Consider the following 10613-nt stretch of genomic DNA (forward strand, 5'->3'; position numbering starts at 1 on the left):
ACCAAAAATAGCCGGTGCTGAACGGCTGCACCGGCTTTGGGTGGTTCACGGAGCTCTCACTCCTGCGGCATCCTCAGCCCAAACGTTTTTCAATCGCGTCCATCAGCATGCCGGTGATGGAGACCGGGAACGCCGCCTCGATTTCGCGGATGCAGGTTGGGCTGGTGACGTTAACTTCTGTCAGTTTATCACCGATAATATCGAGGCCGACAAAAATCAGCCCTTTGGCTTTCAATGTCGGACCTACGCGGCGGGCAATTTCCCAGTCGCTGTCGCTCAGCGGACGGGCTTCGCCGCGGCCACCGGCGGCGAGGTTGCCACGGGTTTCGCCGCCCTGTGGAATGCGTGCCAGGCAGTATGGCACCGGTTCACCATCGACCACCAGCACGCGCTTATCACCGTCTTTGATCGCCGGCAGATAATTTTGCGCCATGCAGAAGAACTGACCGTGGTTGGTCAGCGTTTCGGTGATCACGCCGAAGTTGGCATCATCTTTTTTGATGCGGAAAATCGACGCGCCGCCCATGCCGTCGAGCGGCTTGAAGATTACATCGCCATGCTCCTGCCAGAACGCGCGCAGCTGCTCTTTGTTGCGCGTCACCAGCGTGTCTGGCGTCAGGTCGGCAAACCAGGCGGTGTAGAGTTTTTCGTTGCAGTCACGCAGGCTCTGCGGTTTGTTAACGATCAGCGTGCCTTGCTCTTCCGCGCGCTCCAGCAGATAGGTTGCGTAAATGAACTCGGTATCAAACGGCGGGTCTTTACGCATCAGCACCACGTTAAGATCGGCCAGCGGGATAGTCTGCTCGCTGCCAAACGTATACCACTGATCGTAGTTCTGCTCGACGCTCAGCAGCCGGGTGCGCGCGTAAGTCACGCCACCACGCAGCGACAGATCGCCCATCTCCATGTAGTGAATTTCATAACCGCGGCGCTGTGCTTCCAGCAACATGGCGAAGCTGGAGTCTTTTTTAATGTTGATGGACGAAATCGGGTCCATAACGATGCCAAGCTTAATCATTATTCTCTCCTCAAAGGGGAATTCAGCCACCCCGTTCCGTGCGAAAGCGTTGTGCTGGTCAGTTATCTGCGTGTGTCTTCGGGCTGAAAGTATCCCTTAACCGAGGTCACCAAACCTCACCTGAAGTGCCGTGATGGCGGTGAGCGCCGTGGTTTCGGTGCGCAAAACGCGCGGACCGAGCAGGATATCGGTAAAGCCGTGCTGCGCCGTCATGGCAATTTCCTCTGCCGACAGGCCGCCTTCCGGGCCAATCAGCAGCCGTACGCGCTCAACCGGCTGCGGCAGCGTATTGATGCTGTGACTGGCGCGCGGATGCAGATTGAGCTTCAGGCCGTCATCCGCTTCGGCGCACCAGGCTTCGAGCGTCATCGCGGCGCGGATTTCCGGCACGCGATTACGACCGCACTGCTCGCAGGCGGCGATGGCAATTTTCTGCCACTGCTGAATCTTTTTCGCCAGGCGTTCGGCATCCAGCTTTACGCCACAGCGTTCAGAAAACAAGGGCGTAATCACATTCACGCCCAGTTCGATCGATTTCTGGATAGTGAATTCCATTTTTTCACCGCGCGACATCACCTGACCGAGGTGTAAGTGCAGCGGGGATTCGCGATCGTCAGGTTGGCTGGCAAGGACCTTTACTTTTACACGCTTTTTGTCGGCCTGGGTGATTTCGGCGCTAAAAGTCAGATTACTGCCATCAAACAGCTCGATCTGCTGTCCGGCGCTCATGCGCAGCACGCGGCCGACGTGGTTGGCGGCATCTTCATCAAGCAGAACTTCACTGTTAACGGTTAGAGCTTCGGGGTGATAAATGCGGGGTATGCGCATGCGGTTCCTGCCGGCGTTATGCCGCATCGCGCGATGCGGCCCAATCGAAAAAAGCTAGTGTAGGGTAGCGCTTTCAGCGCTGGCAAGCCTGCTGTACCCAGGAATTGTGATTTCCCTGCACCGCGGCAATGCGCTGGTCGCGTTCGCACTCCCACGGCGTGACCGGATACTGCTTGTTCCACGCGGTGAACAGCTGGGTTTGCTGGCGTGACAGGCGCAGATGATACTGGTCGCGCATATAGAAGTAGGTGCGGGCGATGGCGCCGCGCGCGCGCTCGGGAGGCTCGGCGCGCTTCTGCTTAAAATCGATCTTCATGCTGCACTGACCGTACGGCTGCTCGCCACCGTTCCACTGGCTGTACTGGAAGTTGTTGCGGTCGCCGTTCACTTCGCCGATTGCTGGCTGCAGGTTGTGCAGATCGCTTTCGATGCGGCGGTAATCTGCGTCTTTGCTGCAGTTTTTCCGTCCGCCATTTTGCCAGCACTGACGCTGATGACCAAACTCCCACGCCGGCATGACGTGTTCCCACTCGATGCGTTCCGCGCGGTTGGCGTTCTTGCGCACGCTATAGCCGCAGCTGCTCAGATCCGGCACGCCTTTTTTACCGTGCCAGCTGATTTTGCAGCCGCAGTAAAAATCCGCTGGCGCATCCGCGTTGATCTTTGCCGCGACCACTTTCGCCTGCTGAAAATTGTTCTGGTTGTAATGGGTGAGACTGAGGCTGTACGCGCTGAGCGGCGCGACCAGCAGAGAGAGTAATAACAGCGTTTTGCGAGACATATTCCAAAAAGTAACCTGGTACCGAAAAAGGGCGGCAGGGTAACAGAATGGTCGGGCGCGGGGAATGAGAATCGCGGACTAATCCGCTGCGTATTCACCGGGTTGCAGCAGGGTACCGCAATGCACGCAGCGATATTCGCTCTCACCACGCAACACGCGGTTGTGGCGGCGTACCGTCAGCTGATGTTGCTGGCAGCGACAGCGATAGGGGAAGGTATTGCTGCGCACCGAAGTGATGGCGAACTGGTGGGTGCGGCGGGCGGGCACGCCCAGCACGTCCTCCATCATCCACTTCCACTCTTTGCCGTGCGGCGGTACGCGGCCGAAGGTTTTCCACACCAGCAGATGCGCCAGCTCATGCGGCACCACTTCATCAATAAAAGCCTGCTGGTTTTCCAGCAGCAGCACCGGGTTGAGGCGAATTTGCCACTGCTCCAGCCACGCGGTGCCTGCGGCCGTACCGCGCTGCTGATAAACCAGCGTTGGCTCTTCGAAATGACGTTCGAGTTTTTGCTGAGCCAGCTGCAAAAAATGGCGCAGCGAGCGCATGACGGCTTGTTGCAGGGAGATGGGCAGACGTGGCGTTTTCATGTGCGGCAGCATAAGGCGTTGCCGCGGGGTACGCAACTGCATGCGTAAAGGGGGCAGATAAAAAAAGGGCCGCCCTGCGGCAGCCCCGGTTAACGCATCTGGCCTTATTGCTGGCCGATATCGCGCAGTTTTTTGCCCGACATCAGGTTGCGCTCGATGTGCTCCAGCGAGACGTTTTTGGTCTCCGGAATCAGCGCGACCGTCAGCAGAATAAAGAACACGTTCAGCGCGGCGTAGACCCAGAAAGTCGGCGCGTTGCCCAGCGAGTTCAGCATGGTCAGGAAGGTGGCACCAACGATCATGTTGGCAATCCAGTTGGTCGCGGTAGAGACGGTGATACCAAAATCACGCCCTTTCAGCGGCTGAATTTCAGAACACAGTACCCAAATCAGCGGACCGGCTGACATCGCGAAGCCAACAATGAACATCAGCAGCATGGCGATGGCAAAGTACTGCTCACCGGCAGAGTTAATGCCAATGTGCAGCATGGTACCAAGGATGCCCATACCGGCTGCCATCACCAGGAAGCCCAGCACCAGCGTTGGTTTACGGCCCCAGCGATCCACCAGACCGATAGCAATAAAGGTGGCCAGCACGTTCACCAGACCTACGATCACCGTGCCCCACATTTGCTGCGTGGTATTGGCGAAGCCGGCGATTTCGAAGATTTTCGGTGCGTAGTACATGATGACGTTCATGCCGGTGAACTGCTGCATCACCTGCAACAGCACGCCGAGGAACACCGCGCGGCGGAAGTTGCTGTTGCTCTGGAACAGCTGCCAGCCGGACTGTTTGATCTTCAGGCTTTCGCGGATCTCATCCAGCTCGCGTTTCGCCTGCTCGCTGGTGTCACGCAGGCGGTCCAGCACGCGCTGTGCATCGCGGAAGTCACCTTTCGCCGCCAGCCAGCGCGGGCTGTTTGGCAGGAACACCACGCCAAACAGCAGCAGCACCGCCGGAATAGTGATGATGCCCAGCATCCAGCGCCAGTCGCCCGAGGCACTGAACGCGGTGTCCGACAGGTAAGCGCCGAGAATACCGATGGTGATCATCAGCTGATACAGGGAAATCATACTGCCGCGGATCTTCTCCGGTGCGATTTCCGAGAGATACAGCGGGGCGGTATAAGAGGCAACGCCGACGGCAAGGCCGAGCACCACGCGTGCGGCAATCAGCATTTCCGGGTTTGGCGCCATTGCCGACCACAGTGAACCGATAACGAACAGGATGGCACCGGCCATCAGGCTCTTTTTACGGCCGAGACGCGAAGACATCCAGCCGCTGCCCACGGCACCGACCGCAGCACCGAACATCATTGAGCTGACGATCCACTCCTGCTGATGTGCGGTAACGTTGAAATCTTTCGCGATGAAGGGCAGGGCACCGGCGATAACGCCGATATCCAGACCGAACAGCAGGCCCGCCAGAGCGGCCAGAAAGCAGACAAACAGGGTCATCGCCTTGTTTGAGGTTCTGCTTTTGTGAGTATTACCAGGCATATTGCCTCCGAAGTTTATCCATCTTTGTTTTTATCAATGTTAAGTAAGCTGCCTGCGGGAAAAAGTGAGTGCGATCACATCGATGTAATCGGTTACACACGCTGAAACCCTGTAATCCAGCATTTTTTGCCCGAATCAGTCACATAACCAGTAAGGTATAGCACCCTTTAAGTTTCTGACATCACTATAAATATCGGCTATCAGACGACGCTGAAAATAACGCATTTTCATCACCGTTACTACGCTGAAAAATCTCTAAATTGAAGATATTAAAAGGATTTCAAAATGTAATCGTTAACACTTTGTTGTAAGCGCAGTGCTAACAGTGTAGACAGCGCTGAAAAATGCGCCTGCGGTGCTGTAGACAAAAAGTGTGATGGTGCAAAGGCGGGATAGGGGAAGCGGTCAGGGACGAAAGCGTGGAAATTTCGCCAGTAAAAAAGCCCGCTTGCGCGGGCTCGATTTTACCTTCTCCGCTAAGAGAAGATCGGGGTGAGAGCCGTTGCCCGCACCCGCGTTGATTACAGGCCTGCGGCCTCGCGCAGCTGGGCGGCTTTGTCGGTCTGTTCCCACGGGAAGTGTTCACGACCAAAGTGACCGTAGGCAGCGGTTTCTTTGTAGATTGGCTTCAGCAGATCCATCATCTGAATCAGACCGTATGGACGCAGGTCGAAGAACTCACGCACCAGCAGCGTCAGCTGTTCGGTTGAAACTTTCTCGGTACCGAAGGTTTCCACCATGATTGAGGTCGGTTCTGCCACACCAATCGCGTAAGAAACCTGGATTTCGCAGCGATCGGCCAGGCCAGCGGCAACGATGTTTTTCGCCACGTAGCGCGCAGCGTAAGCCGCTGAGCGGTCAACTTTCGACGGATCTTTACCGGAGAACGCGCCGCCGCCGTGACGAGCCATGCCGCCGTAGGTATCGACGATGATTTTACGACCGGTCAGGCCGCAGTCGCCCATCGGGCCGCCGATCACGAAACGACCGGTTGGGTTGATGTGGTATTTGGTGCTGGCGTTGATCCACTCGGTCGGCAGTACCGGCTTGATGATCTCTTCCATCACCGCTTCACGCAGATCGGCCTGTGAAATCTCTTCTGAGTGCTGAGTTGACAGCACTACCGCATCGATACCGACAATCCTGCCGCCGTCGTACTGGAAGGTAATCTGGCTTTTGGCATCCGGGCGCAGCCATGGCAGCGTACCGTTTTTACGCACTTCAGCCTGACGCTGCACCAGACGGTGCGCGTAGGTCACCGGTGCCGGCATCAGCACGTCGGTTTCATTGGTGGCGTAACCAAACATCAGGCCCTGGTCGCCCGCGCCCTGTTCCAGCGGATCGGTACGGTCTACGCCCTGATTGATGTCCGGCGACTGTTTGCCAATCGCGCTCAGCACCGCACAAGAGTTAGCATCAAAGCCCATATCGGAATGAACATAGCCGATTTCACGTACGGTATTACGGGTGATCTCTTCGATATCGACCCAGGCGCTGGTGGTGATCTCACCGCCAACCAGCACCATACCGGTTTTTACGTAGGTTTCGCAGGCGACGCGTGCTTTGGGATCCTGTTCAAGGATGGCGTCCAGCACGGCATCGGAAATCTGATCGGCGATTTTATCGGGATGTCCTTCTGATACGGACTCGGATGTAAAAAGGTGTTTAGCCATTCTGTTCTTTACCTTGCAAATGGTTTGAATTCGACTGCATAGCGTAAGCGGGATGATGCCAGCTCGACGCCCCTTCAGGCAAAGCCGCAAGCAGTAGGAAGTGTCAGCGTACCAGGCTCACACCGCCTGGATGTTAATCAGTTTAGATGGAAAACCATCTGGACGGCTATTTTAGGTCACTCAGTGCGCGTTTTTCCAGTGCTTTTTCGCCATCCGCATTTATCGCTACAGATCAACTGGAATATTTTCCTGACACCCGCCGCAGCGCGCCGACAAAGATTTTGCATTTTGCCGCGTCAGACTGTATAAAACGCCGCAGTTGTCCCATGGATGACGCCCCCGTGCGTCGCGCTGTCAGAGGCTGTTGATCTGATTTTCATCCACTCCGTTTCCGCATGCTGTTAGCAGGCGCTGGAGGTGATAAAAACAATGAACCACATTTTCGCTCTCTTCGGTTCACGGCGCCGTTCTGGCGCGCTGGCACGCCTTTCCATTTCCAGTTCTGCTCTTTTCTCTCGTCGAAGTTTTCTGCGCTGCGGTAATTATCCCGACACGAGCGCCGGCTAAGCTATTCCCCCAGTTTCTCTGCTGTGTTTCACTCGCCTGTGGTGAGGTGATGCGGGACGATTTTGCCCCGTTGTTCACCGCTTCCGGCACGGTGTTTTACACTTAACCTCAGTAAGGCGCACGGTAACCTGCTGAGGCAAGATAAGCAGAATGAGGAAATTTCCATCCGGCGCAGTAGCAGCAAAATCCGGCAACTTTTTCATATTTCAACGGAAAATTGAGGTTCGTGATGTCTGACGACATGAAGAATATCAAGGGTTCGTCAGCTGGCGAACAGGGTGTACTCCGCTCGATGCAGGAGGTGGCGATGAACGATCAGGACGCAAGCAGAATGCTGCGCACCTACAACATTGCCTGGTGGGGAAACAACTATTACGACGTCAACGAACTCGGCCACATCAGCGTCTGTCCGGATCCGGATCAGCCGGAAGTGCGCGTTGACCTGGCGAAGCTGGTTAAAGAGCGCGAGGCCGACGGCCAGCGCCTGCCTGCGCTGTTCTGCTTCCCGCAAATTCTGCAGCACCGTCTGCGTTCGATTAATGCCGCCTTTAAACGCGCGCGTGAATCCTACGGCTATAAGGGCGACTACTTCCTGGTTTACCCGATCAAAGTTAACCAGCATAAGCGCGTGATTGAATCGCTGGTCAACTCAGGCGAGCCGCTGGGGCTGGAGGCGGGTTCCAAAGCTGAGCTGATGGCGGTGCTGGCGCACGCCGGGAAAACCCGCTCGGTGATTGTGTGTAACGGCTATAAAGACCGCGAATATATCCGTCTGGCGCTGATTGGTGAAAAGCTCGGCCATAAAGTCTATCTGGTGATTGAGAAGATGACCGAAGTGCGCCTGGTGCTGGAAGAAGCCGAGCGGCTGAACGTGGTGCCGCGCCTCGGCATTCGCGCCCGTCTGGCATCGCAGGGCTCCGGTAAGTGGCAGTCGAGCGGCGGCGAGAAATCCAAATTTGGTCTGGCGGCATCGCAGGTGCTGCAGCTGGTCGATATCATGCGCAAAGCGGGTCGTCTCGATAGTCTGCAGCTGCTGCATTTCCACCTCGGCTCGCAGATGTCCAATATTCGCGATATCGCCACCGGCGTGCGTGAATCGGCGCGCTTCTATGTTGAGCTGGCGAAGCTGGGCGTCAACATCAAGTGCTTTGACGTCGGCGGCGGGCTTGGGGTTGACTACGAAGGCACACGTTCGCAGTCAGACTGCTCAGTCAACTACGGCCTGAACGAATACGCCAATAACGTGATCTGGGCCATCGGCGACGCCTGTGAAGAGCACGGTCTGGAACATCCGACCGTGATTACGGAATCGGGGCGTGCGGTGACCGCGCACCATACCGTGCTGGTCTCCAACATCATCGGCGTTGAGCGCAATGAATTCAGTACGCCGGTCGCACCGGATGCCGACTCACCGCGCCCGATTCAGAGCCTGTGGGATACCTGGCAGGAGATGCACGAGCCAAGCGTACGCCGTTCGCTGCGCGAATGGCTGCATGACAGCCAGATGGACCTGTTCGACATCCATACCGGCTATTCATCAGGCACCTACGATCTCGGTCAGCGCGCCTGGGCAGAGCAGCTGTATCTCAGCATCTGCCACTATATTCAGCAGCACCTTGACCCGAGCAACCGCGCCCATCGGCCGATCATTGATGAGCTGCAGGAGCGCATGGCGGACAAGATTTACGTCAACTTCTCGCTGTTCCAGTCGATGCCGGATGCGTGGGGCATCGATCAGCTGTTCCCGGTGCTGCCGCTGGAAGGGCTGAACAAAACTCCGCAGCGGCGTGCGGTACTGCTGGATATCACCTGTGATTCCGATGGCACCATCGATCACTACGTTGACGGCGACGGTATTGCCACCACCATGCCAATGCCAGAGTACGATGTGGATAATCCACCGATGCTGGGCTTCTTCATGGTCGGGGCGTATCAGGAAATCCTCGGCAATATGCACAACCTGTTTGGCGATACCGAAGCGGTTGACGTCTTCGCCTTCCCGGATGGCAGTGTAGAAGTGCAGCTGTCTGATGAAGGGGATACCGTGGCGGATATGCTGCAATACGTGCAGCTCAATCCTAACGATCTGATGACGTTATTCCGCGATCAGGTAAAACAGCAGCAGGATATTGACGAAGAGCTGCGGGCGCAGTTTCTTGAAGAGTTTGAGAGTGGGCTTTACGGCTATACCTATCTCGAAGACGAGTAAGTGTATTTCCCGCAACGGGCTCCGGCTGGAGCCCGTTATTATCACCTTCCCTGACAATCCATCCTGCCATTTATTCAATTCGTGATCGCTATCACTCTGAAATTATCCCGGCCGAAACAGCAAATTCAAACCGTTTATTAACAAAAGCTATCTGCTTAATTCAGCAGCGAAAGCGCATCGGCAGCAAAAAAATCGTTTTTTAAATCTGTGGCTTAGTGTTGCACCTGCCCGCAAATGACCAATCTTTCTTTTATGAGTTTCTGGCTATCTATAATAAAAATTTAAGCATAAGGCGGTGGGTTAGCGATGTGCAGGCCGTCGGTTTTTTGACGCTTTCTGGAATCCCGCTCTAAGCAGTGCATTATCTCATCTTAAGGACAAAGCCAGAATTTATACCAATGCTGTATAATTTATTTCTTATTAATCAATTGATTATTGGTTTTATTTTTTTGTCAGTGCCGATAAGTAAAATCTGAAATCTAAGAATTATCTGATCTTTATATGAAACATGCAGTGAAAATGGAGCTTTATTGATTGGTTTAAACGATTAAAGTTCACGCTGTTGTTCACTGAAATCTATTTTTCAAAATGTAAGTTGTAAGTTAACCTTCAGTTAAGGTGTTAAGTTTTATCGATGTTTCCCTTACGAATCACATGAGAAAAGCTGACGGTTTAACGCGCTGTCAGCCAGTGTAAGGATCGTAAAATGCGCTGCAAATCCGACTACATTCTGATGCTGGAGCCGGTTCACGCTATTTCCGGTGAAGTGGTGGCATGGGAATTGTTGACGCGTTTCGCAGATGATGCAGATACCAATAATAAGCGTAACCCTGACAGGGATGCAGGGTTCTTCAGTCGGCTTTCTGCTGACGAAAAATGGCAGTTATTCCTCCACCAGGTCGAAAAACTTATTCAGCTTTACCATGCGGGGTTTGAGCAGGTCATCAGCGTTAATGTAGACAGAGATATTGTTTCAGGCATTTTTAAAGATGCTGAAATACCAAGAAAACTGGCCGCGCTGACGCGATTACGGCTGGAAATCTCTGCCTTCTTCACCGCACGCTTTAATAGCGCCGACCTGTTGATCCTGAAAGGCGTAGCCAAAATCACGCCGGCCCCGTTATGGCTCGATGACTTTGGTCCGGGTTATTCCAACCTGACCATGCTCGATAGCGGAATATTCGACATCGTCAAGATTGATAAAAAATTTTTTTGGCAATTTGGCGAAGATCGCACTTTCGACATTCTGCTCGACCACCTCAATCAATTATGTCGCGGCGTGATTATTGAGGGCGTTGAACATCAACGTCAGGTTGATTTGCTGTCGAAAAAATCAATTTACGGCATGCAAGGCTACCACTGGAAGAGCGTCTATCTCACTGATTTGTTGGCGCAAGTCTGAAAAGAGTTCGGCAGAGCTGTTTTTCGCACGGGCGGCAAATAACGA

The 10613-nt window shown here is 54.6% G+C and carries 8 protein-coding genes; 2 read left to right on the forward strand and 6 right to left on the reverse strand.

Annotation, left to right across the window (positions count from 1 at the left end; translation table 11 throughout):
- Positions 1 to 73 precede the first annotated feature (73 nt).
- The 6 genes from gshB to metK form a co-directional block, all read right to left on the reverse strand.
- A complete protein-coding gene (gene gshB / locus C1N60_RS03865; RefSeq protein ID WP_021506631.1) occupies positions 74 to 1018 on the reverse strand; it encodes a glutathione synthase in 945 nt (314 codons plus the stop codon).
- 96 nt (positions 1019 to 1114) lie between these two features.
- Positions 1115 to 1846, reverse strand: a complete 732-nt coding sequence (rsmE, locus tag C1N60_RS03870; RefSeq protein ID WP_021506632.1) for a 16S rRNA (uracil(1498)-N(3))-methyltransferase — start codon at positions 1844 to 1846, stop codon at positions 1115 to 1117.
- 73 nt (positions 1847 to 1919) lie between these two features.
- On the reverse strand, positions 1920 to 2627 hold the full coding sequence (endA, locus tag C1N60_RS03875) for a deoxyribonuclease I (RefSeq protein ID WP_127834530.1): 708 nt from the start codon (positions 2625 to 2627) through the stop codon (positions 1920 to 1922).
- A gap of 78 nt (positions 2628 to 2705) precedes the next feature.
- Entirely contained in the window at positions 2706 to 3218 is a 513-nt protein-coding gene (locus tag C1N60_RS03880; RefSeq protein WP_275028166.1) for a SprT family zinc-dependent metalloprotease, read from the reverse strand.
- Between the two features lie 104 nt (positions 3219 to 3322).
- Positions 3323 to 4717 (reverse strand): sugar porter family MFS transporter, encoded by a 1395-nt coding sequence (locus C1N60_RS03885; protein ID WP_394521418.1) that lies wholly within the window; start codon positions 4715 to 4717, stop codon positions 3323 to 3325.
- 521 nt (positions 4718 to 5238) lie between these two features.
- Entirely contained in the window at positions 5239 to 6390 is a 1152-nt protein-coding gene (gene metK / locus C1N60_RS03890; RefSeq protein WP_058771539.1) for a methionine adenosyltransferase, read from the reverse strand.
- A gap of 796 nt (positions 6391 to 7186) precedes the next feature.
- On the opposite strand from metK, the gene speA reads away from it, so the two are divergent.
- Positions 7187 to 9166, forward strand: coding sequence for a biosynthetic arginine decarboxylase (gene speA / locus C1N60_RS03895; RefSeq protein ID WP_071813582.1), 1980 nt, complete (start codon positions 7187 to 7189; stop codon positions 9164 to 9166).
- Positions 9167 to 9872: 706 nt separating this feature from the next.
- Positions 9873 to 10568 (forward strand): EAL domain-containing protein, encoded by a 696-nt coding sequence (locus tag C1N60_RS03900; protein WP_394521419.1) that lies wholly within the window; start codon positions 9873 to 9875, stop codon positions 10566 to 10568.
- Positions 10569 to 10613 lie beyond the last annotated feature (45 nt).

This window comes from Pantoea sp. SGAir0184, assembly GCF_043544755.1.

Coding starts and splice junctions, on each gene's coding strand:
- C1N60_RS03880 (WP_275028166.1), bottom strand. CDS start 3,218: ATGAAAACGCCACGTCTGCCCATCTCCCTGCAACAAGCCGTCATGCGC.
- metK (WP_058771539.1), bottom strand. CDS start 6,390: ATGGCTAAACACCTTTTTACATCCGAGTCCGTATCAGAAGGACATCCC.
- C1N60_RS03900 (WP_394521419.1), top strand. CDS start 9,873: ATGCGCTGCAAATCCGACTACATTCTGATGCTGGAGCCGGTTCACGCT.
- gshB (WP_021506631.1), bottom strand. CDS start 1,018: ATGATTAAGCTTGGCATCGTTATGGACCCGATTTCGTCCATCAACATT.
- speA (WP_071813582.1), top strand. CDS start 7,187: ATGTCTGACGACATGAAGAATATCAAGGGTTCGTCAGCTGGCGAACAG.
- endA (WP_127834530.1), bottom strand. CDS start 2,627: ATGTCTCGCAAAACGCTGTTATTACTCTCTCTGCTGGTCGCGCCGCTC.
- C1N60_RS03885 (WP_394521418.1), bottom strand. CDS start 4,717: ATGCCTGGTAATACTCACAAAAGCAGAACCTCAAACAAGGCGATGACC.
- rsmE (WP_021506632.1), bottom strand. CDS start 1,846: ATGCGCATACCCCGCATTTATCACCCCGAAGCTCTAACCGTTAACAGT.